Source organism: Clostridia bacterium (assembly GCA_012840125.1).
In the GTDB taxonomy this organism is placed as follows: Bacteria; Bacillota; DULZ01; order DULZ01; family DULZ01; genus DULZ01.
The window spans coordinates 18,145-43,832 of record DULZ01000041.1 but is presented as its reverse complement, the minus strand read 5'-3'; the positions used below and the strand labels follow the sequence as shown (position 1 = coordinate 43,832).

Here is a 25,688-nt window from a genome sequence, read left to right as displayed (position 1 = left end):
TGTTGATTAGATCACCACCAATTAGCCGGCCTTACACGGAAATCTTTTTGATACCTCGCATGTAGGGCTGCAGCTTTTCCGGAATGGTAACGCTGCCGTCTTCATTCTGGTAATTCTCCAGGATCGCGGCTACGGTCCGTCCCACGGCAATGCCGGAACCGTTCAGGGTATGCACATAACGGGGCTTCGCTTTCGGTTCGCTGCGGAAACGGATATTCGCCCGGCGCGCCTGGTAATCCTCAAAGTTACTGCAGGAAGAAATCTCTTTATACTCGTTAAAGCTCGGCAGCCAGACTTCCAAATCATAAGTTTTTGCAGAGGAAAAACCTAAATCGCCGGTACAGAGTACCACTACCCGGTAAGGGAGTTCCAAGAGCTGCAGCACCTTTTCCGCATCACGGGTGAGTTTTTCCAGTTCCTCATAGGAGGATTCCGGCGTGGTAAACTTGACCAATTCCACTTTATTAAACTGGTGCTGCCTGATGAGGCCCCGGGTATCCCGGCCGTGGGCACCGGCTTCGGCGCGGAAACAAGCGCTATAAGCACAATGATAGATCGGGAGTTCGCTGCCGTCAAGGATTTCGTCCCGGTAAATATTCGTCACCGGCACTTCCGCCGTCGGGATCAGGTACAAGTCGTGCTTCTCCACCTTAAACATATCCTCGGCAAACTTGGGCAGCTGCCCGGTGCCGGTCATACTGTCGCTGTTCACCAAAAAAGGCGGGAACAGTTCGATATAACCGTGCTCCTGGGTGTGCAGATCTAGCATGAAGTTGATTAAGGCTCTTTCCAGTAGAGCACCCAGGCCCCGGTAGAAGGTGAACCTGGCTCCCGAGACCCTGCCGGCTCTTTCAAAGTCCAGGATCCCCAGCTTTTCCGCGATTTCCCAGTGGGGTTTTGGTTCAAAGGCAAATTCCCGGGGCTCGCCCCAGCGCCTGACTTCCACATTGTCCTCCGAGGTTTGTCCCACCGGCACGGAGGCATGGGGAATATTGGGTATATTAAGCAGGGCTTTCTGGATCTCATCCTCGATGTTTTTCAGCTTGTCGTCCAGGTCCTTGATCTCTTGTGAGACGAGGCGCATTTGCTCAATTAATGCCTGGGCGTCTTCACCGGCTCTTTTCTTCTGGGCGATGGTTTCCGAAACCACATTGCGCCGGTTCTTTAATTGTTCCACTTCCTGCAGCAGCTGTCTTCTCTGTTTTTCCAGGGCCAGGAACTCATCTAAATTGATCTTCCCCCCTCTTTTCTTAATGGCTTCTTCCACTAAGGCAGGGTTTTCTCTGACAAATTTCAAGTCAAGCACTGCCGTCATCTCCTTCCTCTACTTGTGTATTTAAACAAAAAATCTCGTCCTCATCAGGGACGAGATCTATTTTCCCGCGGTACCACCCTGGTTAATCAGGCGGATCTGATTCACCTCCATGCCGGGTAACGGCCGGCCGCCGCTGAAGCTTAACCCGCCACAGGCGGTTTTCACTTCCCCTTCCAGGTCGCTGCCAAGCATTGCTTCCGGCTGGTTTGCACCATCCACCAGCTCTCTTTAACGGAATGACAATACCGGATACCCTTCATCAGGTTTCACGGGCTGATTTTTAAACTAGCTTACTACAAAAACAAGGCAAATGCAACCTCTAGTCCAGGTTTTCCCGCACCATTTGCAAGAAATAGCTTAAGGGCCTGTCTTCTCCCGCCTGCAGGCGAAAAGCGGAAACCAGCAAATTCCCCTGCCGGGCCATCACGATCCTTTCCCGGTGGTAAGCCATGATCCCTACCTGGGGTTCCACCTGGGACAGGTAGATGAACCGGTCAAAGATACCGCAGACCGGTTCCGGCCCCAGAGCCTGGATATGAAGGGGCACGGTAAACTTCGCCCCTTCCGTACTGCAGGCGGCCGTCCCATCCATTAAATCCAGGGCGGCCAAAGAACTGCCGGATCTCCTCTTGGCCATTAAGTACAGGCCCGCTTGAATCCCCCACACGGGCATCCCTTGTTTTGCTTTTTCTCTAATCGGATCCACCAGCCGGTTCTTGACGAGAAAATCTTGCAGCTCCCTGATATTGCTGCCGGCGAGAATCAGGCCGTCGAGACCATAGATCTCCCCCGGTGTGGTTATGCCGGTCCAGGTCAAAGAGTTATGCTTGCCAAAAACCGGATCAATGGATAGAGACAAGAGGCCAATCTGCATTAGTCACCCCCGTTGATCACTTTTGCCATCGCTACCACGCGCTGGTCATTTTCCAGGCGCATGAGAGTAACTCCCTGGGTGACCCGACCGGTTCTGGAAATACCATCGACATCCAACCTGATGATGATCCCTTCACTGGAGATGATCATGAGCTCCTCCCCGGGCTGCACCACTGAGATGCCGATGACTTTACCGTTTCGTTCCGACATTTTGATATTCAAAATGCCTTTGCCGCCCCTGGCCTGGGAACGGTACTCTTCCAAACCGGTCCTCTTCCCATAACCGTTTTCCGTCAGGACCAAAAGGTCGGCACCCGCCTGGGCAATATCCATGCCCACCACCGCATCACCGGTGGCTAAACTGATGCCTTTCACTCCCTTGGCACTGCGTCCCATGGGCCGGACTTCTTCTTCCGGGAAGCGAATGGCCATCCCTTCCCGGGTACCCAGAATGATTTCTTGCCGCCCGTCGGTGAGCTTTACACCAATGAGCTCATCATCTTGGTCAAGGCTAATGGCGATTAATCCTTCCTTCCGGGAAGTGATGAATTGGCTTAACTCCGTCTTTTTCACCACACCCTGCTTAGTGGCCATGAATAAATACCCGTCCTGGGTAAAGTCACCCACGGGAATAATAGCATTGATGAATTCCCCTTTGCTAAGGGGCAGCAGGTTCACCACGGCGGTACCCCTGGCGGTCCGCCCCGCTTCGGGGATTTCATACCCTTTCAAGCGATAGACCTTCCCGCGGTTGGTAAAGAACATCAACTGGTGGTGGGTGGTGGCCACAAATAAGTGCTCCACGAAATCGTCTTCCCGGGTCGTCAGCCCGGTGATGCCTTTACCTCCCCTCTTCTGGCTGCGGTAAGCGCTGAGGGGCATGCGTTTGATGTAGCCCCGGTGGGTTACGGTAACCACGATATCTTCTTCAGCAATTAAATCCTCGACGTCAATTTCCTGCTCTTCCGGGGCGATCCTGGTCCGCCGCGGGTCACTGTACTTGTGCTTGATCTCCAGCAGCTCATCCTTAATGATGCCCATCAGTATTTTTTCATTGGCCAGCACTTCTTTAAGATAAGATATTCTTTCTAACAGCTCTTTGTACTCTTGTTCCAGTTTTTCTCTTTCCAGTCCGGTCAGCTGGTGCAGCCTCATATCCAAGATAGCGTCGGCCTGGATCCTGGTCAGGGAGAATTTGGACATGAGCGCTTCCCGGGCCGTATCCCGGCTGCGGGACTCGCGAATGATCTTAATGACCTGATCCAGGTATTTTAAGGCTATGCGTAAACCTTCGACAACATGCGCCCTGGCTTCCGCCTTCCCCAAGTCATATTTGGTGCGGCGGGTTACCACTTCTTTCTGGTGCTCCAGGTAGTAATACAGCATTTCTCTCAGGTTGAGCACCTTCGGCCGCCCGTCCACCAGGGCCAGGTTGATAATGCCGAAGCTTTCCTGCATCTGGGTATGCTTGTACAGCTGGTTCAGTACCACCCGGGATGATACATCTTTTTTGAGCTCCACCACGATGCGCATCCCGTTCCGGTCGGATTCATCCCTCAGATCGGCGATACCTTCGATGACTTTATCCCGCACCAGGGAAGCGATTCTTTCCACCAGCTTCGCCTTATTGACTTGATAAGGTATTTCCGTCACCACGATACGCTCGCGGCCGTTGGACATCTCTTCAATGTTCACTTTGGCCCTGACTTTGATGATGCCCTTCCCGGTTAAATAGGCTTCCCTGATCCCTTTGACACCCAGGATGATGCCCCCGGTGGGAAAATCAGGACCCTTGATTTTCTTGAGGATTTGTTCCACCGGTGCATCGGGACTGTCAATCATCAGCACCAACCCGTCGATGACTTCACCCAGGTTGTGGGGCGGGATATTGGTGGCCATTCCCACGGCAATACCCGACGACCCGTTCACCAGCAGGTTCGGGAAACGGGACGGCAGCACCACCGGTTCCTTCAAACTTTCATCATAGTTGGGCATGAAATCTACGGTTTCTTTATGTATGTCAGCCAACAGCTCCGCCGTCAGCTTCGCCATGCGCACTTCCGTATAACGCATGGCCGCCGGGCTGTCCCCGTCCACGGAGCCGAAGTTGCCGTGGCCGTCCACCAGGGGATACCGGGTGGAGAAATCCTGAGCCATGCGCACCATGGCATCATAGATGGCAGCATCCCCGTGGGGGTGATAACGAGCCATGACTTGTCCCACCACATGAGCCGATTTGCGGTGGGGTTTGTCGGCGGTCATGCCCATTTCATGCATGGCATAGAGGATGCGCCGGTGGACGGGTTTTAACCCGTCCCGCACATCGGGCAGGGCCCGACCGACGATCACGCTCATGGCGTAGTCGATATAGCAGTTTTTCATTTCATCTTCGATATTGACCGGCACGATATGGCCAAAAAATAACTGTCCCACTTAATTATCACTTCCCTTAGATATCCAGATTGCGCACCTTCTTGGCGTAGGCTTCAATAAACTGTCTTCTTGGCTCCACTTTGTCTCCCATGAGGATGGTAAAGATTTCATCGGCAGCCATAGCATCTTGAATCGATACGGCCAAGAGGGTTCTCGTTTCCGGGTTCATGGTCGTATCCCACAGCTGCTCCGCTTGCATTTCCCCTAAACCCTTGTATCGCTTGACTTCGTATTTCTTATCCCCTAACTTGGAGGTAAACTCCTCCAGCTGCTGGTCCGAATAGAAATAATGCATTTTGCCGTCCACTTTGACGCTGTACAAGGGCGGCTGGGCAATATATACATACTGGTGATCAATTAAAGGCCGCATGTAGCGGTAAAAGAACGTCAGGAGTAAAGTGCGAATATGGGCACCGTCCACATCGGCATCGGTCATGATGATAATCCGGTGATACCTGGCTTTCGTAATATCGAAATCTTCCCCGATCCCTGTGCCGAAGGCCGTCACCATGGCCTTGATTTCATCGCTGTTTAGAATCTTGTCCAGCCGGGCTTTTTCCACGTTGAGAATCTTTCCTCTTAGCGGCAGGATGGCCTGAAAACGGCGATCCCGTCCCTGCTTGGCCGAACCGCCGGCGGAATCCCCTTCCACCAGGTAGATTTCCGATAAGGCCGGATCTCTTTCGGTACAATCAGCCAGTTTACCGGGCAGGCTGGAGACTTCCAAAGCATTCTTGCGCCGGGCTAATTCCCGGGCTTTGCGGGCCGCTTCCCGGGCCCGGTAGGCATGGATAGCTTTTTCGACAATCTTCCTGGCCACCTGCGGGTTCTCTTCTAAAAAAGAGGACATCCCCTCCCCTACGATGGAGTCCACGATACCGCGCACTTCGCTGTTGCCCAGTTTCGTTTTCGTCTGCCCTTCAAATTGGGGCTCGGGCACCCGGATGCTGATTACCGCCGTTAAGCCCTCGCGGATATCTTCACCGGTCAAATTGCTTTCATTGTCTTTTAATAAATTGTTCTTGCGGGCATAGTCGTTAATGACCCTGGTTAAAGCCCTTTTAAACCCTTCCTCGTGGGTACCGCCCTCGGTATTGTGGATGTTATTGGTATAGGAAAACAGGTTTTCCGTATATCCCAGGTGATATTGGAGGCCAACTTCCACGAACACGTTATCCCTGGTCATGGCAAAATAGATCGGTTTCGGATGCAGGGGATCTTTATTCTTATTCAAGTATTTAATGAAGTCCACAATGCCTCCATGGTGGAGAAACTGTTCTTTCAGGCCCTGTCTCTTATCTTTAAGGACAATCTTAATGCCTTTATTTAAAAAAGACAGCTCTCGCAACCGCTGGGCTAAAGTTTCAAAGTTGAAGTCTACTTCATCAAAGATCCCGGCATCCGGTTTAAAAGTAATTTCCGTTCCCGTTCCCTTGGCTTGTCCGGCGATTTTCAGCGGGGTAACGGTCTTGCCTCGTTCATAGCGCTGGTGGTAGATGTTGCCGTCCCGCTTGACTCTCACTTCCAGCCACTCGGACAAAGCGTTAACCACGGAAACGCCGACGCCATGCAGTCCCCCTGAAACCTTGTACAAGCTGCTGCCGAACTTGCCGCCGGCATGGAGGGTGGTTAAGGCTACTTCCACGGCCGGAATGCCCATTTGCGGGTGAATATCCACCGGGATACCCCGGCCGTTGTCCTTCACGGTAACACTGTTATCTTCGTGGATAATCACTTCGACATAATCGCAAAAACCCGCCATGGCTTCATCGATACTGTTATCCACCACTTCATAAACCAAGTGGTGCAAGCCACGGCTGGAAGTACTGCCGATATACATGCCGGGCCTTCGCCGGACGGCTTCCAAACCTTCCAGTACTTGAATCTGGCTGGCATCGTAATTCTGTGCACTAGCTGGTGTTCTTTTTTCTTCCAACGACGCTTAGGCCTCCTTTCCCTACTGTAGTCTGTCCTTGATTTCAGCGCGGCGAGCTAGCGTCAAAGCGGAAATGCTGGATAAATATAACCGGTCATCAGTAATAATACAGGATTTTGGATCTGATTTTCCAGCAGTCACGTTGACTTTTTGCTGCCTTTCCGCCAGTTCAATCAGCTCCTGCAGCCGGCCGGTGGGATCCGCCGTCTCCAAATCGATAATGGCGATGATTTTCCGTAAGGGAATGGATATTTCATTGCCAATATGTAGGTACATTAATTCCACCTCTATGTTATTCTTCCTTGGCTTACGTGAAAAATTTTAGCCAACTGCATCCCCGGCCCGGTCCAAGCACCTATGTCTGTGGCCGTGATGATGGTTTGCACCGTTTGAGCTACCGTATTTAAAAGATACTCTCTCCGGTATTGATCCAGCTCGGAAAACACATCATCTAATAAAAGAACAGGGTATTCCCCCGTCACGTCTGCCATTAACTTTAGCATAGCCAGTTTCAATGTCAAGACAGCGGTCCTCTGTTGGCCTTGGGAGGCGTAAACACGAGCATCAATCCCATTGATACGGCAGGTAAAATCATCCCGGTGAGGCCCTACGGAAGTATAGCCTTTTCTTAAATCCTCTTTAAGATGCTTGGATAAACTTGCTTTCAAGGCCCCTTGTATCGCTTGGGGTGTGTCCTCGCCCGCGGCGGCGCTGGGCTCATACCGGAGCACCAGCTGTTCTTCTCCCCCCGATAACCGGGTGTGAACCTCACCGGCCAGGGGAGCCAGCTTGGCCAGCAGTTCCCGCCGGGCTTGAATAATCAAGCTGCCGTACAGGCTTAATTTTTCATCCCAGATTTCTATTTCCGGCCCATGGGCCGGGCCCTTTTTTAAAAGGGCATTGCGCTGCTGCAGGATCCGCTGGTAGATCAAGGAATAATCGTAATAAACCGGGCTGAGCTGGATCAAGTGGCGGTTTAAGAAGCGGCGCCGTTCCTCCGGGCCTCCTTTTAACAGGGTAAGATCATCCGGGGTAAAGATAATGGTGGTAAACTGCCCCAAAAGATCCTTGATCTTCGTTAAGGAACTGCCGTTTATTTTCACGTGCTTCCGGCCTTTCTTGACGGCATGTTCTATGGTAATTAACCCCTGCCTGTTCTGGATCACGCCTCTTAAGCGAAAGTAGCTTTGTCCCCAACGAATCAGGGCCAGGTCATTAGGATAGCGGTGACTGCGGGCAAAACCGAGGAAGAAAATACTGTCGATCAAATTGCTTTTGCCCTGGGCATTGGCACCGGTCAAAATATTGATGTGGGGACTGAAGCTAACCGTTTGCTGGGAAAAATTAGTATAGTTAACCAGTTCCAGTTCTTTGATTAACAATGAAAACACCCCTCAGGGTGCCTGGCGAGGCAGGTAAATTATCCTTAATTTTTTATTATACGCCACTGCGCACCGGTAAGACAAGGTACAGGTAATCCCTGCCGTCCGCCGGCCGGAAAACCCCGGGATTTAAGTTGCCGGTTAAATCCAGGTAGACCTCTTCAGCATCAACGGCTTTGAGGGCATCCAACAGGTACCGGCCGTTGAAGCGGATTTCCAATTCTTCTCCTTGCAAGAAAACGGGAATCTCTTCGTAAGCCCGGCCGATTTCCTGGGAAAAGCTTTCCAGTATTAAAGTCTCTCCCTTTGTGGTAAGTTTTAACACATTGCTGGCAAATTTGTTGCTGTCCTGGGCCAGCAGGGTAGCCCGGTCCACTCCTTCATACAGGAGCTGGGTATTGGCTTTGATTCGGGTGGTGTAGGTTTCCGGGATCACCTGGCGATAGTTGGGAAACTGGCCTTCAATGACCCTGGTCACGACGGTGACGGTATCAATGAGAAAAATAACCTGGTTGCCCCCAATGAAAACTTTGATCATGCTTTCTTCATCTTCCGCTAACCTGGTAACTTCCAATAAAGTCTTAGTAGGAATTACGATGGATATAGGCTGATCCCCGTTTAACGGCACCGGCAGTTTAGTGGAGGTATAAGCCAACCGGTGGGTATCGGTGGCTACCAGATTCAGCTGTTGGTTCCCGGTGCTTTCAAGATAAATGCCGGAAAAAATGGGCCTGATGCTGTCCACAGCGGAAGCGGAACTCACCTGGTGTACCATTTTTTGAAAAATACCGGCTTGTATTTCGAAAGACTGGTTGTATGCCAGGGAAGGCATGGCGGGATAGTCTTCCGGATCCATGCCAATGAGCTGGGTTTGGGAATTACCGTAGCGGAAAAGAAAGACTTGGTCCGGCAGCTGCTGCTCCAGGGTGATGTCCATATTGGGTAAGCGGCGGACCAGGTCTCCCAAGTAGCGGGCGGGCAGCAAGGCTTTGCCTTCTTGGACAACTTCTACCGGTATTTCATATTGGATCATGATTTCCCGGTCGGTGGCGCGGAAAACCACCTGGTCCGGCCCGGCTTCTAACAAGATACAGCTCAAGTAAGGAGCGGTGGTTCTAGTAGCTACCGCTCGTTGGACAATTTGAATGGCTTTCAGGAGCTTGTCTTTGGGGCATGTGAACTTCATGTAAGTAGGACCTCCCTTGAATGTTCACGATCTTCATCATAATAAAAGATCCAGTAGACTTAGTAGTAGGACTTGTGGATAAGTTGATAAGGCCAGCGGTCGTTGATTCATGCCGAGTGGGTTCATGTGGACAAGATGTGCATGACGGGCCGCTGTTTTTTGCTTTATCCCCAGCTGTTCACCCGGTGATTTTTTCTTTGAGGGTTTTGATGGTTTTGGCCAGGTTGTGATCGTGTTCCAGCTGGAGGCTTACCTTTTCGCAGGCGTGCAAGACGGTGGTGTGATCCCGGCCCCCGAATTCTTCGCCGATTTTCGGCAGGGAGGCATCGGTTAGTTCCCTGGCCAGGTACATGGCGATTTGTCTCGGCCAAGCCACGCTTTTGGTCCTCTTCTTGGCTTTGAGATCTTCTACCCTTAAATTAAAGTATTCGGCACAGCACTGCTGGATCAAGGAGATGGTGATTTCTTTCGGCGGAGAATTGGGAATTAAATCTTTTAAAGCTTCTTCGATGAAGTCGCTGTCGATAGTCTTGTTTTGCAAGGAAGCGTAGGCGGCCACCCGGATTAAGGCCCCTTCCAGTTCCCGGATGTTGGACTGGATCTTGGCGGCAATGGCCGTCATCACTTCGTCAGACAAGTTGAGGTTGTCTTGCTCTGCCTTTTTGCGCAAAATAGCTACCCTGGTTTCAAAATCCGGCGGCTGGATATCGGTAATCAGACCCCATTCAAACCGGGAGCGAAGCCTGTCTTCCAAGGTGGGAATCTCCTTCGGGGTGCGATCGCTGGAGATCACGATTTGTTTATTGGCTTCGTAAAGAGCGTTGAATGTATGGAAAAACTCCTCCTGGGTCCTTTCTTTCTTGGCCAGGAACTGGATATCGTCAATCAAAAGTACGTCGATGTTGCGGTAGCGGTTGCGAAACTGTTCGGTGGCGTCGTCCTTGATGGAATTGATCAACTCGTTGACAAAAGTTTCGGAAGATACATACAGGACGCGAGCCTGGGGGTTGCGGGCCAGGATCATGTGGCCGATGGCGTGCATGAGGTGGGTTTTGCCCAGGCCCACTCCCCCGTAAATAAATAACGGGTTATATGCCTCCGCCGGGCTTTCGGCTACCGCCAGGCAAGCCGCGTGAGCAAACCGGTTGGAGTTGCCCACGACAAAGGTGTTAAAGGTATAACGTGGGTTTAATTGAGAAAGACATCCCTGTTTCGGAGGAGTGCCGGCGGCTTTACCGGTTTTATCGGCCGGCTTGTTCATTTCCACCCATTGGGACTTTTCTTCGGGCAAAATGAATTGGATTTCGATCACGTCCTGGTTCAACAAGAGCTGCAGGGTATTCTTAATGAGGGTGTAGTAGCGATCCCGCAGGTAATTCTGGGCAAACTCGTTGGGAACCATTACGACGAGCTGTTTTCCGTCAAAAAACACTGGTTCGGTGGGTTTAAACCAAATATCGAAAATCTCATGATTCAAGTCGTCTTTAAGAATAGACAGTGTTTTTGACCACAGATCGGTTAACCAGTGTTTAGACACTTTGACACGGCCTCCTTAGATGCTTGATGCTAAATGGGGACAAAAAGCCTCTGCTGGGGGCAGAAGCTTGTGGATTTTTACTTGAAATTCGGCTGGTTATTATGTAGTTATACAACAAGGGCGGTGGGTAAGTGGAAAAACAAATTGTGTATTTTGTTGACAAAAGATAAATGGGGCTTGAGTGCAAAAAAAAAGGAACATTATAGGTTAATCGTTGAAGGCTACCTTCATGATAGCAAATCTTATCCACAGAATCAATAATATTTTCCAGTGCCCTGGGCAGTTATCAACAAGTTGGTGATATCTTTCTGTGGATTATGTTAATAACTTTCGTACAAGGGAGAAAAACGTAATAATTTATCCACAATTCCCTATGATTTATTAAAGGATTTATCTTACGGCGGGAGGAAAGGGCACGCAGTTGACAAAACAGTTGTGGTAAATGTACAATAACGTATATGTATCAATGCCTGCGCAGTATTGGCTTAATCCCCTGAGGGCAATATCCTGGAAGATAGGAGGGAAAGGGAGTTGAAGAGAACTTACAAGCCTAACCGGAGAAAACATAAAAAGGTGCACGGATTCTTAAAGAGGATGTCCACTGCCGGCGGTCGTAAAGTGATTAAAGCCAGGAGAGCCAAAGGTAGAAAGAGATTGACAGCATAGAAGGCCCCATAGGTGGCCTTTTTCCCGTTTATGGACCTTAGTGTTTGAGCAGAGGTAGAAGAGGTTATAATACTATATTCGGGGGTTTTGGATTGCTGCAGCGTCGATATCGACTGACCGGAAATGCTCAGTTCAAAGAGGTATACAGTCGAGGCCGTTCTTACGTGGGATATTACCTGGTGCTGTATGTGAAGGAAAACCAATCGGATCAGACCCGGATTGGGTTTACCGTGTCCAAGAAGATCGGCAAGGCCGTGGTGCGTAACCGGATAAAAAGGAAGTTGCGCGAAGTTTGTCGCTTGAATCTGGATCGTTTTGCCAAAGGATATGATATAATTTTTGTGGCGAGAAAAAAAATAAAAGGAATTAGGTACCACTTAGTCGAACAAGAAATTGAAAAATTATGTACGAGAGCTGGGTTATGGCGATGACTGGTATTTTGATTGGCATTATCCGGTTATATCAGCGTTTTATTTCTCCTCTACTGCCCAGGCACTGCCGCTTTTATCCCACTTGTTCCGAATACTCTGTATTGGCCCTACAAAAATACGGTTGGCGTAAAGGCGGCTTGTTGGCCATCAAAAGGATTTTAAAGTGCCATCCTTTTCATCCTGGCGGTTATGATCCAATTTAGTTTATTAAACTGTGTTAGGGAGGTGGATCCTGCAGAAGTGCCACCTTTTGTGGTAATGTGATGCAGGGAATGGTTTGTTCGGTGCGCTAGTAGATTTTCTATCCGGTTGTATCCAGTTTTTTTACACCTTGACGGCAAGCTTTGGTATACCTAATTACGGCATTGCGATTCTCCTGTTCACCGTGGCCGTCAAAATCCTATTGTTCCCGTTATCGGCATACCAAGTTCGTTCCATGAAGAAAATCCAGGAGATCCAGCCTAAGATTCAGAAATTGCAGCAAAAGTATAAGAATGATCCGCAAAAAGCCCAGCAGGCAATGTTGGAGCTGTACCAAAAAGAAAAAGTTAATCCTTTTTCCGGCTGCCTCCCTTTGCTCATTCAAATGCCGATTTTAATTGCGTTATTTAATTCTCTGCGTACTTTTTTTGATCCCCAGCAGCATCCTGAGTATGTGAATTTGGATCATGCATCCTTTTTCTGGGTAGAGAATTTAGGTGCTCCCGACCCGTGGATCCTGCCGGTGCTGGTGGGTTTGTTCACCTTTTTGCAAAGTAAACTCAGCATGAGCAACCCTGGTGACCAGACCCAAAAAACCATGCTGTATGTGATGCCGCTGATGATGGCCTGGTTTGCCCGTAGTTTCCCTGCCGGTCTTTCCCTGTACTGGGTGATGTATAGTATCATGAGTGCCTTAGAACAATTTGTCATCCGGCGCGCTCCGGGCGGTGTGAAAAAGGAGGAAGTGGCTTAAACCATGAAAACGTTAGAGGTCACCGCTAAGACTGTAGAAGAGGCAGTACAGACGGCTTTAAAAGAACTGCAAGTAGACCGGGAGTCCGTTGAGGTGGAGGTGTTGGAAGAGCCGTCGAAGGGGCTCTTCGGTATTATCGGGTCGAGAATGGCCAAGGTGAGAATTAAGGTGAAGGAAGATCCGGTGGAATTGGCGCGGAATTTCTTAATGCCCATCTTTAAGAAGCTTGGAGTTCAGCCGGAGATTAAAGCCAGTAAGAAAGACAAGTATTATTACTTATCTTGTTATGGGAAAAACCTGGGCATTTTAATCGGCCATCGGGGCGAGACGCTGGATGCCATTCAGTACCTGTGCAACCTGGCAGTGAACAAGAAGCTGACCCACCGGGTCCATATCGTGCTGGATGTGGAAAACTACCGGCAGCGGCGGGAAGAGACCCTGGTCAAACTGGCACGCAAGTTGTCGGACAAAGCCAAAAGGACCGGGCGGCGGGTGGTACTGGAGCCCATGAGTCCCCAAGAGCGCCGCATCATTCATACGGCCCTGCAGGAAGATCCGGACATTCAAACCTACAGTGAAGGGCAGGAGCCTTATCGCAAGGTAATCATCAGTTTAAAATGACGGTGTCAAGAACCCAGCAAGAAGCTTTGCTGGGTTTTCTTTCGAGGTTTTTAGGCAGTTTTTGTCACATGATAGATGAGCGGCTGATTTATAATAAGAAGTGGGACTGCACTTGAGGTAGGTGTAAAACATGGAAGATACTATTGCAGCCATCGGCACGGCCGTGGGTGAAAGCGGCATCGGTATTATCAGGATCAGCGGTCCTGATAGCGAGAGAGTGGTGGAGCAGCTGTTTGTTCCCAAGAACCAGGGCCACTGGAACCAAAGGGTGAGCCATAAACTGTATTTAGGTTACATCCGGAAAGGACCCGGTACAGATGAGATCTTAGATCAGGTGCTGGTGACGGTCATGCGGCAGCCCCGCAGCTATACTGGGGAGGACATGGCGGAAATCCACTGTCATGGCGGTTTTTTCGTGGTCCGGTCGGTGTTGGAAGGGGTTTTGCGGGCCGGGGTAAGATTAGCGGAACCCGGTGAATTCACCAAAAGAGCGTTCTTAAACGGCAAACTTGATCTGGCCCAGGCCGAGGCCATTATAGATGTAATCCGGGCCAAGAGCCTGGCCGGGTTACAAATGGCAGTTTCCCAGTTGGATGGTAAATTATCCCAAGAAATCGATAGCTGCCAGGAGGAGCTGCTGCGCATCCTGGCTCACCTGGAGGCGGCGATAGATTTTCCGGAAGACGAGATTGAGGCCATGGGGGCCGGGGAGATGGAAGAGACCGCCCGGGCCGTGCTGCAGCGCTTGACCAAACTAGCAGCGGGATTTGACAAGGGACGGGTACTGCAAGAGGGTTTAAAAACCGTCATTCTAGGAAAACCAAATGTAGGGAAGTCCAGTTTGCTTAATGCCCTCCTGGGCCGGGAAAGAGCCATTGTCACGGATATTCCCGGCACTACCAGGGATTTGATTGAAGAGTTTATAGATATAGGAGGCGTTCCGTTAAAGCTGGTTGATACGGCCGGGGTCCGGGTGACGGAAGATCTAGTGGAAAAAATCGGCGTCGAAAGAACGAAAGCGGTGCTTAGGGAGGCCGACCTGGTGCTCTTTGTGCTGGATGCCGCTGCCGGCATTACCGGGAACGATGAACTGGTCTGGCAGTTAATCCGGGAAACAGGTGTACCCCGTATCATCCTGGTGAATAAGGTTGATCTAAATAGCGCCAGGCTTGATCTCCGGGAAATAAGGGAAAGGTTTGGTGACCGGGAGGAGACCGTTATTGAGATTTCCGCCTTGACGGGCTACGGCTTACCGGCCCTGGAAGAAAAAGTGCGGCTCATGGTAGGCATGGGAGAAGCCAGATTCGATCAGGAAGTCTTGGTTTCCCGCTTGCGGCACAGGGAATCCCTGCAGAAAGCAATGGATCACCTGGAGGAATTCTTAAGGGCTTTACATAAAGGCATGCCGGAAGATTTTTTGACCATTGATTTACGATCAGCTTGGGAAGCGTTGGGGGAAATTAATGGTAGAACCGTGGGTGAGGATGTGCTGGACCGGATTTTTGCGGAGTTCTGCATCGGCAAATAAGCAGGGAGAAAGGATGAAGTTATGAGCTACATTGCAGGCAGTTACGATGTGGTTGTGGTCGGGGCCGGTCATGCCGGTTGTGAAGCAGCCCTGGCCGCCAGCCGCCTGGGCTGTGATACGCTGCTAATTACGCTCAATATAGATCAGATTGCGCTGATGCCCTGTAACCCGGCGGTGGGGGGTCCCGCCAAGGGGCATTTGGTCCGGGAAATTGACGCCCTGGGCGGTCAAATGGGTATCAATACTGACTTAACGGCAATTCAGATCAGGATGTTGAATACCGCTAAGGGGCCGGCGGTAAGGGCCTTGCGGGCGCAAAGTGATAAAAAACTTTACCAGGAGAAAATGAAACAAACCTTATTTAACCAGAAAAACCTGACGGTGAAGCAAGGCATTGTTGAGGAAATACTGTTGGACGGGGGAAAAATCGCCGGGGTGCGGGTGAAATCCGGGCTGGTTTACCGGGCCCGGGCAGTGGTGTTAACCAGCGGTACCTACCTGCGGGGCAAAATACTGCTGGGGGAAACATCCTATACCGGCGGCCCCAACGGGCAATTAGCCGCCGAGGGATTGTCGCCCCAATTAGAGGAAATGGGTATCAAGCTGGGGCGCTTTTCCACCAACACTTCCCCCCGGGTGGACAAGAACACCATTGATTATGAGGGGTTGGAGGAACAGAAAGGAGATGACCCGCCTACCTATTTTTCTTTCCTCAGCCGGGATATCCCGGTGCCGAATTTATCCTGCTGGTTGGCCCATACCAACGAAAAAACCCACCGGATTATCCGGGATAATGTGTACCGTTCGCCGATTTACAGCGGCGATATTGCAGGAGCCGGGCCCAGGTACTGTCCTTCCATTGAAGATAAGATCATGCGGTTTGCCGGGAAAACCAGCCACCAGGTGTTCCTGGAGCCGGAGGGGCTCCATACCCAGGAGGTCTACGTGCAGGGCATAACCACCGGTTTGCCGGAGGATGTGCAGCTGGAACTGCTGCGGACCATTCCCGGGTTGGAGAAGGTGGAGATTATTAGGCCGGGCTATGCCATCGAGTACGATTACATCCTGCCCTACCAGTTGGATTTGACCCTGCAGGTGAAGCAAATACCCGGGTTGTTTTCTGCCGGTCAGATTAACGGGACTTCCGGTTATGAGGAAGCGGCGGCACAGGGGCTGGTGGCCGGCATCAATGCCGCCTTGCTGGTCCAGGGGCGGGAACCCATGATTCTCAAGCGTTCCGAGGCTTATATCGGAGTACTGATTGATGACCTGGTGACAAAGAATATCACGGAGCCGTACCGGGTTTTGACTTCCCGGGCTGAATACCGGCTGCTGCTCCGGCATGACAATGCTGATTTAAGGTTGACGGAAATAGGCCGGGCGGTGGGCCTGGTCACGGATGAGCGCTATGAAGCTTTCCTGGCCAAAAAGCAGGCCATCGACAGGGAAATAACGCGCTGGCAGAGCATCCTGGTGTCGCCTTTAGAAGGGCGGATCAATGAAGTACTGGTGCAAAAAGGCAGCAGTCCTTTAAAGCAGCCTGCTTCCCTGGCGTCCCTGCTGAAACGGCCGGAATTGAGCTACGGCGATTTAGCAGAGTTTGCCGGGGATGGGCAGGTGCCGGCGGAAGTTGCAGAGCAAGTAGAGATCCAGATTAAGTATGAAGGATATATCCAGAAACAGATGCAGCAGGTAGAGCGGTTTAATAAGATGGAAAGCAAGAAGCTGCCGCCGGACTTGGATTACGGCAGCATGAGCGGGTTGTCTTTAGAGGCTCGGGAAAAGCTGGCGGAAATCAGGCCCCGGTCCCTGGGGCAGGCGGCCCGGATTGCCGGCGTTTCCCCGGCTGATATCAATGTGCTGCTGGTTTACCTGGAACAAAGGAGAAGGAAGCGGAAGGAACATGAGTGATTTCCTGGCGGTGTTGCAAAAAGGGTTGGCGGAATTAAAGATGGATTTTACCCCTAAGCAGTTGGACCAGTGTCAACGGTACTTGGAACTGCTGTTGGATTGGAATAAAAGGATCAATTTAACCGCTATCACAGATTCACGGGAAATAGCCGTGAAGCATTTTCTCGATGCCCTGGCCGGCGGGCGATACATCCATTGGCATGTACCCGGTGATATTCTGGACCTGGGGGCCGGCGCCGGTTTTCCCGGCCTGGTGTTAAAGATCTGGCAGCGGGAGCGGCAGTTTCTTTTAGTGGATGCGGTGCAAAAGAAAGTGAATTTTATGGCCCTGGTGATGGAAAAGTTGGAGCTGGAAGGTATACAGGCCCTGCACAGCCGGGCTGAAGCCCTGGGCCGGCAAGAGGAACACCGGGAGCATTACGGGATCGTGGTGGCCAGGGCGGTGGCCGGTTTACCTGTGCTGGCGGAATACTGTTTGCCGTTGGTAAGGGTGGGCGGTTATTTCTATGCCTTTAAGGGTCCCAGTTTTCAAGCAGAACTGGCTCAGGCTGAGGAAGCCCTGGGAATTTTAGGAGGGCAGGTAGAGGAAGTATATAGCTACCCGTTACCCATCAGCGGGGATGCCCGTTCCTTGATCGCCGTCAAAAAGATTAATCCCACGCCAGCACCATACCCTCGCCGCAGCGGCTTACCGGAGAAACGGCCTCTAGGGCCAAGGTAAACTAAACGCCTGAGCTGGACCTGTCTTGCCGGTCCAGCTTTTTTTACTTGAGGGCAGGAAGAAGTTTAAGGGACGTGGAATGTATAAGCCAGTGAGGGGAGATCTATGGGAAAAAGGTGATGGAAATGGGTCGGGTCATCGCAATTGCTAATCAAAAGGGAGGCGTAGCAAAGACTACCACGGCGATTAACTTGGGTGCGTGCCTGGCGCGGTTGGGTAAGAGAGTGCTGCTGGTGGACAACGATCCCCAGGGCAATGCCTCCAGCGGGCTGGGTATTAACCGGCTTAAGACGGATCGCTGCATTTATGATGTCTTGATCAACAATATCCCCATGGAGAGCGTGATCGTGCCTACGGATGTGGAGAATCTAGATATCGTACCGGCTACCATTCAGCTGGCCGGGGCGGAAATTGAGCTGGTGGCGGCCATCTCCAGGGAGACGAAGCTGAAAAAAGCGCTGCAGCCGGTGAAAGACCGGTATGATTATATCTTGCTGGATTGTCCTCCCTCCCTGGGACTGCTCACCCTCAATGCTTTGACGGCAGCCGACAGCGTGCTGATACCCATTCAGTGCGAATATTATGCTCTTGAAGGGCTCGGCCAGCTGATGAATACGGTGCAGCTGGTGAAAAAGCACCTGAATGGGGAGCTAGACCTGGAGGGTGTGGTGTGTACCATGTTTGATGCGCGCACGAACCTGTCCATTCAGGTGGTGGAGGAAGTGAAGGAACATTTTAAAGATAAATTAATGAAAACCATCATCCCCCGTAACGTCCGCTTGAGTGAGGCGCCCAGTCACGGACAGCCGATTATCACCTATGACCCTCGGTCCAAAGGAGCTGAGGTTTACATGGAGTTGGCAAAGGAAGTGATCAGCCATGGCTAAGCGAGGTTTAGGGAAAGGCTTGGAAGCGCTGCTGCCTAGCAATTTCAGCCTGACGGACAGCAGCGGGGACACCGGGAAAGTGGTGGAACTGGCTATTGATGAGATCGTTCCCAATGACCGGCAGCCGCGGCGGCATTTTTCCGAGGACTCGTTAAAGGAGTTGGCGTCTTCCATTGAAGAAAAGGGTGTAATCCAGCCCATCATTGTGCGGAAGCTGCCGCGGGGCGGCTACCAGATAGTGGCCGGGGAGCGCCGGTGGCGGGCCTGCCGGCTGCTGAACAGAAAGACCATCCCAGCGCTCATCAAAGACTACAGCGATCAGCAGCTGCTGGAAATAGCCTTGATTGAGAATATCCAGCGGGAGGATTTGAACCCCCTGGAAGAGGCAAGAGCATACAAGGCGTTAATTGAGGAATACGGTCTCACCCAGGAAGAAGTGGCCGCCAGGGTGGGTAAAAGCCGTCCTTTCATCGCTAATTTAATGCGCTTGCTGCACCTGGCGGTACCGGTGCAGGCCATGGTGGCCAGCGGGGAACTCTCCGTCGGCCATGCCCGGGCTTTGCTGCCGCTGCCGGAAGAAGGTCAGGTTAACCTGGCCCGGAGAATTGTACGGGAAGGCTTGTCGGTGCGGCAGTGTGAAGCCCTGGTGAAAGGGATCTTAGCATTGGCCGGGGAAGAAAAGGGGCCTGCCAGGAAAAGAGAGATATATCCGGCGCTGGAGAAAACCTTGGTGTTGGATTACCAGGAACGGTTGAGGGAAAAACTGGGCACGAAGGTGGAGATTGACCAGCGAGGAGAGAAGGGGCGTATTATCATTGAATACTACAGCCCGGAGGATTTGAGCCGGGTGTTGGAATTCCTTTTGGAGGACCCATAGGCTGTTTCACGTGAAACACTGATGCTTATGTATTAAAGGTGTTGGAGAGGCAGGTTGGGCCGGCTGGCCATAGATGTTTTTGGTAGCAGGAGGGCTTTTTGACTTCCGGGGTTTTATTGGAGCCGGGGACTGGTGCCGGTGCTGGCAGTGCTAACACCGGTTTTCTTTTTATTGCCCCTGGCGTGTTTCACGTGAAACATTTCCGGCAAAAACGCCAAGATGGCGGCCCCGGCGGCGATGGAAGTGACGGCACGCCGGAGTGGCAAGTGCGACCGGCGTCATCTTTGGGTCCCGCCCAGGTGGGCCTGGGCGGGAAACCCTTTATCCAAAGGAGTGCAAGCAGAAAAGTAATACTGTCAGAACACAGGAGTCAGCCGGGAACCCTTGGGCCCGGGCGGTCTTGCCGGTGACCATTGAGAATCATGCCTGGCCGGCGGATGTGCTGTTAGCGGCCCGGGCGTTACCGGCGGCGATAACAGGATCACCGGAGCCGGCGCCTGGAGATATGCCCGCCAAGGGGACGGTGGTAGGAAATCCGTGTATCTTGAGAAGCAGAACCGGGAGGGATGAAAATGCAGTATCGAGAAGCAAAGCTGGGGCGGATCTTTGTGCTCAGGTTGGAACACGGGGATGTCATTCCCGATGTGATCGAAGAATTTGCCCAGGTGCAAAATATCAGCAGTGCCCTGGTCCATTTCCTCGGCGGGGCCGATAGCGGCAGCAAGCTGGTGGTCGGTCCGGAGGACGGAACACAGGTAAAACCGAAAATCATGGTTGAACCATTATGGGGCGTCAGTGAAGCCGTGGGGACGGGCACTATCTTTCTCAATGAAGAAGGAAAACCGAAACTGCACCTGCATGCCGCCTGCGGTAGGGAAAAGGACACCCTTACCGGCTGCACCAGGGAAGGAGTAAAAGTGTGGCAGATTGGCGAAGCGATCATTCTTGAATTGCTGCAGGTTAAAGGGAGGAGAAAGGTGGATCCGCAAATGGGCTTTGCCGTGCTTGAGTTGGATGATCCGGAGGGTTAGGCAGTACGGCAGGGAAAAGACGGCCCGTTGGGCGGCATTAAGTGGCAGCAATACTTTTCCACTGACCGGCAGGCCCGGTTGAGGCCCGCCCTATTGGGAGAAAAGCTCTTTGGGATGAATACAAAAAATGGAATAAAAAGCGGCAAAGAAAGATTATTTTTGAGAAATAATGCCACTCCTAGGGAATATTAATTAAAAACCGGGTCATTTTAATAATAAATCCTGTTAGGAGGGAAGACCGTTGCCCAAAGAGTATATTCTCAAGTACGGCGGGGTCAAGTTTGTGAACAATGTGCCGCCTGAACAAATCAATGAATTTGTAGCCAGACTACCGGAGCAACAGCGATCCTCCTTATACGAAGTAGCAAAAGAATTGTGGGACAAAGGTTTGATTACCATTAAACCGGGAGAATTCTTCACCATTGACGATGAAATGTATGATGCACAAAAATAAACCCGTTTATACGCAGGCAGGGAACACCCTGTCTTTTTTTGTGAGCTTTCGCCAGGGAGGGTCCGGTCTTGACAGCAGGGTTTATACTTAAATAAGAGATATCAAAAATACAGGCAAGATGGGAGAGAAGACGGTGTTAGGGACGATCGTTAATACGGTGGCGATTGTGGTCGGAGCTGCTTTAGGCAGGTGGGCAGGTAGTGCCCTCAAAGAAGAAATGCAGCAGGTGGTCATGCAGGCCATCGGGCTTGGGGTGGTCTTGATCGGCCTGACCATGGCGATTACCACCGACAATATCCTGGTAGTACTGGTCAGCCTGGTCCTAGGGGGCATACTGGGGGAACTGCTGGCTTTGGAAACCCAGCTGGAAAGAATGGGACAAGCCATGGAAAGACTGGTGTCCAACGGCGGGAGAGAAACAACCTTTGTGAAGGGATTTGTCAGTGCCAGCCTCCTTTACTGTGTCGGCGCCATGGCCATCATGGGTTCCCTGGAAAGCGGTCTGACAGGGCAGCATACCACCCTGTATGCCAAATCCCTGCTGGACGGGGTGTCCGCCGTTATCCTGGCTTCGTCTTTAGGCTGGGGCGTGGCTTTTGCCGCTATCACGGTTTTTGTTTACCAGGGCAGCATCACCATGCTGGCCCATTGGCTGGGGGCTTTTTTGACGGAGGCGGTGGTGACGGAAATGACCGCGGTGGGCGGTTTATTAATCTTTGCCATTGGGCTGGACCTGTTGTCCATTAAAAAGTTTAAAGTAGGCAACTTACTGCCGGCGGTTTTTGTGGCCATGGGGCTGATGTGGTGCCTTTCTTTCTTTAAATAAGGATGGAACTATTGACAAATTATATCAATAATGCATCAATTTCCCACGGATTAGACAAGCCTAAAAAGTATGCAGAAAAAAGGAAAACTTGCCCTCCATGTGGAATAGTAACCAAGGCAGAATTGAGGAGGATTGTCAGTCCATGGATTTGGAAACCATACCGGCATTGCAGCAGTTCTTGTCCAAGATGGATTATAATCAAGCAATGTTACTCGCATGTCTTGTGCTGGTTAACCTGCTTTTTTTAGTACTTTTTCTCCTCGAACGCAGAGCCAATAAGAAATTTCGCCGCCAATACTTAGAGTTACTGGCCGGTATACATACAGGCAACGTTGAGGAACTGATCATCAAGCACCGCGCAGAAGTGAGGGAATATTTCACCAGGATTGAGGCTTTGGAAAAGAAAACCGGAGAACTGGAACAGACGCTTGCCTCTGCTATCCAAAAAGTAGGTATCGTCAGGTACAATGCATTTCAAGATCAGGGCAGTGACCAGAGCTTTTCCCTGGCGCTGCTGGACAGCCAGGACGACGGGGTGGTTTTAACCAGCCTTTACGGCCGGGATGAGTGCCGCCTTTTTGCCAAGCCGATTAGAAAAGGACAGTCTCGCTACCGCCTGACGGAGGAAGAACGGTTAGCCCTGGACCGGGCGAGGCAGGATCCCAATTTGAGCAGTTGGCTGGCTTATCAGGGAGAGGAGGGCGCATCTTGAACAGGAAATGGCCCAAGATAGACGGCCGTTCCAAGAAACAAAAATACTACACCCTGCTTTTAATCCCCAACAATGAAAACTCCATGCGGAAATGGCGCATACCCGTGATCCTCGTACCGCTTATGACCTTTTTCAGCTTATTCGGTTTGGGCTGCATGATCTTCTTTGCCTACGGCTACTTTACTTACCAGGAAGAAGTGGCGTCATTGAAGGTACTGGAGACCATTAACGAGTATCAAGCCAGGCAAATTAAAGAGCTGGAGCGGCAAGCGCAAGCCATGGAAACCAAGCTGCACATGCTCGATGAACTGGACCGGAAAGTGCGCTCCCTGGTTGGGTTGGAGACATCCCGGGACGAAGCAGGTTTGGCCGGTTCCGGCGGGAGCCTGGAGCCTTTGCAGTTCGATTTGGAGCAGGACAATTATGATGCCGGTAGGTGGGAGGATTTGGAACAACGCCTGACCACCGTCAACACCTCCAGGCAGGCAGGCCGGGGCGCCGAGCAGAGTCTCCAACTGGTGCACCAGATAGCAGAAAATTATGAAGAACTGCAGGAAAAGGCAGAAAAAAAGGCCATGGAAATGGAACGACTGCTGGTGGAAGTGGAAGAAAGGCTGGAGTACCTGTCCACCGTCCCCGATTTATGGCCGGTGGAAGGACGGCTTACTTCCACCTTTGGGTGGAGGAAGAATCCCATTACCAATCGCGGCAGGGAGTTTCATGAAGGAATTGACATTGCAGCCAGGGCAGGTACGCCGGTGAAAGCCGCCGCCAGCGGCAAAGTGATTTTTGCCGGTTACCGGAGCGGCTGGGGTAGGGTACTGGTGATTGACCATGGTAACGGGTACCAGACCCAGTATGCTCATAATTCGCGCCTGCTGGTCAAAGTGGGAGAGGAAGTAACGAAAGGACAAATTGTGGCCAGGGTGGGCAGCACCGGCCGTTCCACCGGGGCCCATTTGGATTTTCGCATTATGAAAGACGGCCAGTACATAGATCCATTGACTATATTAAAGCAGTGACCCGAGGAGGTAACATTAAGTAATGCTGCGCAAACGGGACGCCCAATCCTACGGCGAAATAGACACGATTATCGGTGCCGATACAGTCTTTACCGGCAAAATTGCCGCCAAAGGCAGCGTGCGGATTGATGGGGGATTACAAGGGGATATCAGCACCAAAGGAGATATCGTCGTGGGAGACACGGGCAGGGTAGAAGGCAACATCTATGCCCGCAATGTATTAATTGCCGGTCACATGCAAGGTAATGTGGTGGCCAGCGGAAAACTGGAGTTAGCTAATACGGCCAGGATTGTCGGTGACCTCAAGGTCAGCAGTCTAGTCATCGATGACGGGGCTGTTTTTCAGGGTACCTGTCAAATGGACAAGGCGGAGAAACCGGCCCCGGCAAAAACGGAACTGAAAGCGGGGCAGGCATAAAATTCTTTTGGCAGCAGGTATGCTTTGTTCCTATGACCTGCTGCCAATATCTTTACTGGAGGCCGGGTGTCGTACCGGTTTCCGCGGCTTGCTGCGCATGGGTGAGGAGTAAACCATGGTGGATGCTGGCGGCGATGACATTAGCCATTTTCCACACCAGGCCCAACCTGGTATTTTGCAGTACGAAATACTCCATGTAACCTCCCACGTTTACAATACCGGTAAAATGAATATCGCCCACTTGAGGCAGCTCCTTGTTAACCCCGGCGCCCGGTTTGAGGGCCCCGGAGGCGAGGGTAATGGAACCGACGCTTTCGGACCGGCCCAGGCAGGCGTCTACGGCAATGACGATGGGGCTGTCGAAGCAGGAGTAAATCTCGTCCAGCGTTTCTTGCAAGTTAGTGGCATGCACCGGTTTGGTCAAGGTACCGTAAACAGTGACAGGTGTGCCCAGGTCGATTAAACGGGTTCCTACGATCGGTCCCAGGCTGTCACCGGTGGAGCGATCCGTACCTATGCAAACAATCACCCGTTTCCTTAAGCCTGTGGGGTCGAGAATCGTTAAATGCTGCTGGAGGGCTCGTCCCAACCGGGTGATCAGGTAAGGTTCTTCGTGATGGCATTTGATTTTTGGAGGCGGCATAAGTGCTGATGTTTCCACAGGACGACTCAATTGATATGGCATCCTTGACATAATCAGCCTCCTTTCCGGTTTTGGTATTTAGTATATGTAAAAATTGGAGATCTTATACTGGCGGATGTAATTAGTGCTAAAGCGGCATAGGATTAGAAAGAAGCCATATTTCATTGGCAAAGGAGTTGCAGCAAGCCGTGTATAAGATGGGCAAGGTGTGGGCCTTATCCCTGACCTATGTGGCGGCGGTTGTGGGTGCCGGGTTCGCCTCAGGGCAGGAATTGATGCAATTTTTCGTTTCTTTCGGCCGGGCCGGTTTGTGGGGTACGCTGGTGGCCGGCTCGGGGTTTATGCTCGTAGGGATGCTGATCTTCCGGTTGGCAGCACATTACCGGGTTAATTCATACCATGAATTCCTGGCATTCTTGCTGGGAAAAAAGGCCGGTACGGTGGTAGATGGGTGGCTGTCCCTTTACCTGTTTGCCGGTTTGGTCATCATGCTGGCCGGCTGTGGGGCAGCCTTCCAAGAGTATTTTGCCCTGCCGGCTTGGATGGGGGTGTTGTCCAGCACACTGATCCTGTTATGTGTCCTGCTGGCCCAGCGGGAAGGAGTACTGGCTTTTAACTCCCTGCTGGTGCCTGCCATGATTTTGGGGATCTTGATCGTGGCCGGCTCGGCCTGGCAAGGAGGAAGCCGTTTTTCTTTCCCTGACGGCATGACGGGTGACGGATCCTGGCTGCTGTCAGCGTTGCTGTATGTTTCATATAATATGATTAGCGGGATGGTAATTTTAGTAAGTTTTGCTAATACTCACCGGCATGAAGGTACCCGTGCCGTCTTGCTCGGCGGCATCCTGTTGGGGATGCTTGCTTGGCTGCTGTGTGCGGTGCTGTTGGAGCATCACCAGGTGGTTGAGCAGGTGGAAGTGCCCCTTTTGTACCTGGCCAGGCAGCAATCTTTCCCGGTGGGCCTTGGTTATGCCGTCGTGCTTTGGTTAGCCATGCTGACCTCGGCCATGGTCGATGCCATGGGGCTGGCTTTAAGATTAACGGCCCGGCAATTGTCCTATCCGGTGACGGTAATCCTTTTGCTGACCGGCGCCGCTTTGCTGAGCAGGATTGGTTTCTCCGTATTAATTAAGACCATATACCCGTTTTTTGGTTGTTTGAATTTGGTGGTACTGGCTGCGGTTTTGGTGAAAGCCCGGCAAGTATATATTGCCAGGTAATTGGAAACACCTAAATAGCAGGAATTAAAGAGCCGTGAAGAGAATAGAATACTTGTTTAAGCCGATTTCAGCTAGCATCAAGGAGGTGACCCCTAGGTTTTGT

General features: G+C 51.6%; 28 protein-coding genes. 17 read left to right on the top strand and 11 right to left on the bottom strand.

Features of this window, described 5'->3' with window-relative positions:
- Positions 1–31 precede the first annotated feature (31 nt).
- The 9 genes from serS to dnaA all read right to left on the bottom strand — a co-directional run bounded on the left by serS (position 32) and on the right by dnaA (position 10,662).
- On the bottom strand, positions 32–1,306 hold the full coding sequence (serS, locus tag GXX34_04620; GenBank protein HHW06807.1) for a serine--tRNA ligase: 1,275 nt from the start codon (positions 1,304–1,306) through the stop codon (positions 32–34).
- A gap of 66 nt (positions 1,307–1,372) precedes the next feature.
- Entirely contained in the window at positions 1,373–1,534 is a 162-nt protein-coding gene (locus tag GXX34_04615; GenBank protein HHW06806.1) for a hypothetical protein, read from the bottom strand.
- 100 nt (positions 1,535–1,634) lie between these two features.
- Entirely contained in the window at positions 1,635–2,189 is a 555-nt protein-coding gene (locus GXX34_04610) for a hypothetical protein (protein HHW06805.1), read from the bottom strand.
- On the bottom strand, positions 2,189–4,570 hold the full coding sequence (gyrA, locus tag GXX34_04605) for a DNA gyrase subunit A (protein HHW06804.1): 2,382 nt from the start codon (positions 4,568–4,570) through the stop codon (positions 2,189–2,191). Before gyrA ends, GXX34_04610 begins: the two co-directional genes overlap by 1 nt.
- A 67-nt stretch (positions 4,571–4,637) precedes the next feature.
- Entirely contained in the window at positions 4,638–6,557 is a 1,920-nt protein-coding gene (gene gyrB, locus GXX34_04600) for a DNA topoisomerase (ATP-hydrolyzing) subunit B (GenBank protein HHW06803.1), read from the bottom strand.
- A gap of 21 nt (positions 6,558–6,578) precedes the next feature.
- Positions 6,579–6,833: a DUF370 domain-containing protein gene (locus GXX34_04595; protein HHW06802.1), complete on the bottom strand. Its 255-nt coding sequence runs from the start codon at positions 6,831–6,833 to the stop codon at positions 6,579–6,581.
- 11 nt (positions 6,834–6,844) lie between these two features.
- On the bottom strand, positions 6,845–7,939 hold the full coding sequence (recF, locus tag GXX34_04590) for a DNA replication/repair protein RecF (GenBank protein HHW06801.1): 1,095 nt from the start codon (positions 7,937–7,939) through the stop codon (positions 6,845–6,847).
- Positions 7,940–7,994: 55 nt separating this feature from the next.
- A complete protein-coding gene (gene dnaN / locus GXX34_04585; GenBank protein ID HHW06800.1) occupies positions 7,995–9,125 on the bottom strand; it encodes a DNA polymerase III subunit beta in 1,131 nt (376 codons plus the stop codon).
- A gap of 178 nt (positions 9,126–9,303) precedes the next feature.
- Complete coding sequence (dnaA, locus tag GXX34_04580) at positions 9,304–10,662, bottom strand: chromosomal replication initiator protein DnaA (protein HHW06799.1); 1,359 nt, start codon at positions 10,660–10,662, stop codon at positions 9,304–9,306.
- A 531-nt stretch (positions 10,663–11,193) separates the two neighbouring features.
- Between dnaA and rpmH the strand changes: the two genes are divergently transcribed.
- The 10 genes from rpmH (at position 11,194) to GXX34_04530 (ending at position 19,259) form a co-directional block, all read left to right on the top strand.
- Positions 11,194–11,328 (top strand): 50S ribosomal protein L34, encoded by a 135-nt coding sequence (gene rpmH / locus GXX34_04575; GenBank protein HHW06798.1) that lies wholly within the window; start codon positions 11,194–11,196, stop codon positions 11,326–11,328.
- 95 nt (positions 11,329–11,423) lie between these two features.
- Positions 11,424–11,759: a ribonuclease P protein component gene (gene rnpA, locus GXX34_04570; GenBank protein ID HHW06797.1), complete on the top strand. Its 336-nt coding sequence runs from the start codon at positions 11,424–11,426 to the stop codon at positions 11,757–11,759.
- The gene (yidD, locus tag GXX34_04565; GenBank protein HHW06796.1) at positions 11,756–11,962 is read left to right on the top strand and encodes a membrane protein insertion efficiency factor YidD; all 207 of its coding nucleotides are present in this window, start codon (positions 11,756–11,758) and stop codon (positions 11,960–11,962) included. The genes rnpA and yidD overlap by 4 nt, the downstream gene beginning before the upstream one ends.
- Before the next feature lie 74 nt (positions 11,963–12,036).
- A complete protein-coding gene (locus GXX34_04560; protein HHW06795.1) occupies positions 12,037–12,714 on the top strand; it encodes a membrane protein insertase YidC in 678 nt (225 codons plus the stop codon).
- 3 nt (positions 12,715–12,717) lie between these two features.
- Positions 12,718–13,335, top strand: a complete 618-nt coding sequence (locus tag GXX34_04555; protein HHW06794.1) for a protein jag — start codon at positions 12,718–12,720, stop codon at positions 13,333–13,335.
- A 130-nt stretch (positions 13,336–13,465) separates the two neighbouring features.
- Positions 13,466–14,863 carry a tRNA uridine-5-carboxymethylaminomethyl(34) synthesis GTPase MnmE gene (gene mnmE, locus GXX34_04550; GenBank protein HHW06793.1) on the top strand — a complete coding sequence of 466 codons (1,398 nt, stop codon included), beginning with the start codon at positions 13,466–13,468 and terminating at the stop codon, positions 14,861–14,863.
- A gap of 21 nt (positions 14,864–14,884) precedes the next feature.
- On the top strand, positions 14,885–16,774 hold the full coding sequence (gene mnmG, locus GXX34_04545; protein HHW06792.1) for a tRNA uridine-5-carboxymethylaminomethyl(34) synthesis enzyme MnmG: 1,890 nt from the start codon (positions 14,885–14,887) through the stop codon (positions 16,772–16,774).
- Positions 16,767–17,495: a 16S rRNA (guanine(527)-N(7))-methyltransferase RsmG gene (rsmG, locus tag GXX34_04540; GenBank protein HHW06791.1), complete on the top strand. Its 729-nt coding sequence runs from the start codon at positions 16,767–16,769 to the stop codon at positions 17,493–17,495. The genes mnmG and rsmG overlap by 8 nt, the downstream gene beginning before the upstream one ends.
- 125 nt (positions 17,496–17,620) lie before the next feature.
- Positions 17,621–18,382 (top strand): ParA family protein, encoded by a 762-nt coding sequence (locus tag GXX34_04535; GenBank protein HHW06790.1) that lies wholly within the window; start codon positions 17,621–17,623, stop codon positions 18,380–18,382.
- Entirely contained in the window at positions 18,375–19,259 is an 885-nt protein-coding gene (locus GXX34_04530; GenBank protein HHW06789.1) for a ParB/RepB/Spo0J family partition protein, read from the top strand. The genes GXX34_04535 and GXX34_04530 overlap by 8 nt, the downstream gene beginning before the upstream one ends.
- Positions 19,260–19,372: 113 nt before the next feature.
- Here the strand turns inward: GXX34_04530 and GXX34_04525 are convergent, their stop codons facing one another.
- Positions 19,373–19,525, bottom strand: a complete 153-nt coding sequence (locus GXX34_04525) for a hypothetical protein (GenBank protein ID HHW06788.1) — start codon at positions 19,523–19,525, stop codon at positions 19,373–19,375.
- Positions 19,526–19,831: 306 nt separating this feature from the next.
- Between GXX34_04525 and GXX34_04520 the strand changes: the two genes are divergently transcribed.
- The 6 genes from GXX34_04520 (at position 19,832) to GXX34_04495 (ending at position 23,722) form a co-directional block, all read left to right on the top strand.
- Positions 19,832–20,290, top strand: a complete 459-nt coding sequence (locus GXX34_04520; protein ID HHW06787.1) for a DUF296 domain-containing protein — start codon at positions 19,832–19,834, stop codon at positions 20,288–20,290.
- Between the two features lie 241 nt (positions 20,291–20,531).
- Positions 20,532–20,744 carry a hypothetical protein gene (locus GXX34_04515; GenBank protein HHW06786.1) on the top strand — a complete coding sequence of 71 codons (213 nt, stop codon included), beginning with the start codon at positions 20,532–20,534 and terminating at the stop codon, positions 20,742–20,744.
- Between the two features lie 133 nt (positions 20,745–20,877).
- Positions 20,878–21,570, top strand: a complete 693-nt coding sequence (locus tag GXX34_04510; protein ID HHW06785.1) for a DUF554 domain-containing protein — start codon at positions 20,878–20,880, stop codon at positions 21,568–21,570.
- A gap of 142 nt (positions 21,571–21,712) precedes the next feature.
- The gene (locus GXX34_04505; GenBank protein ID HHW06784.1) at positions 21,713–22,282 is read left to right on the top strand and encodes a DUF4446 family protein; all 570 of its coding nucleotides are present in this window, start codon (positions 21,713–21,715) and stop codon (positions 22,280–22,282) included.
- The gene (locus tag GXX34_04500; protein HHW06783.1) at positions 22,279–23,304 is read left to right on the top strand and encodes a peptidoglycan DD-metalloendopeptidase family protein; all 1,026 of its coding nucleotides are present in this window, start codon (positions 22,279–22,281) and stop codon (positions 23,302–23,304) included. Before GXX34_04505 ends, GXX34_04500 begins: the two co-directional genes overlap by 4 nt.
- A gap of 22 nt (positions 23,305–23,326) precedes the next feature.
- Positions 23,327–23,722 carry a polymer-forming cytoskeletal protein gene (locus GXX34_04495; GenBank protein ID HHW06782.1) on the top strand — a complete coding sequence of 132 codons (396 nt, stop codon included), beginning with the start codon at positions 23,327–23,329 and terminating at the stop codon, positions 23,720–23,722.
- 52 nt (positions 23,723–23,774) lie between these two features.
- Here the strand turns inward: GXX34_04495 and yyaC are convergent, their stop codons facing one another.
- The gene (gene yyaC, locus GXX34_04490; GenBank protein ID HHW06781.1) at positions 23,775–24,416 is read right to left on the bottom strand and encodes a spore protease YyaC; all 642 of its coding nucleotides are present in this window, start codon (positions 24,414–24,416) and stop codon (positions 23,775–23,777) included.
- 146 nt (positions 24,417–24,562) lie between these two features.
- Between yyaC and GXX34_04485 the strand changes: the two genes are divergently transcribed.
- Positions 24,563–25,585, top strand: a complete 1,023-nt coding sequence (locus GXX34_04485) for a hypothetical protein (protein ID HHW06780.1) — start codon at positions 24,563–24,565, stop codon at positions 25,583–25,585.
- Positions 25,586–25,688: the final 103 nt, after the last annotated feature.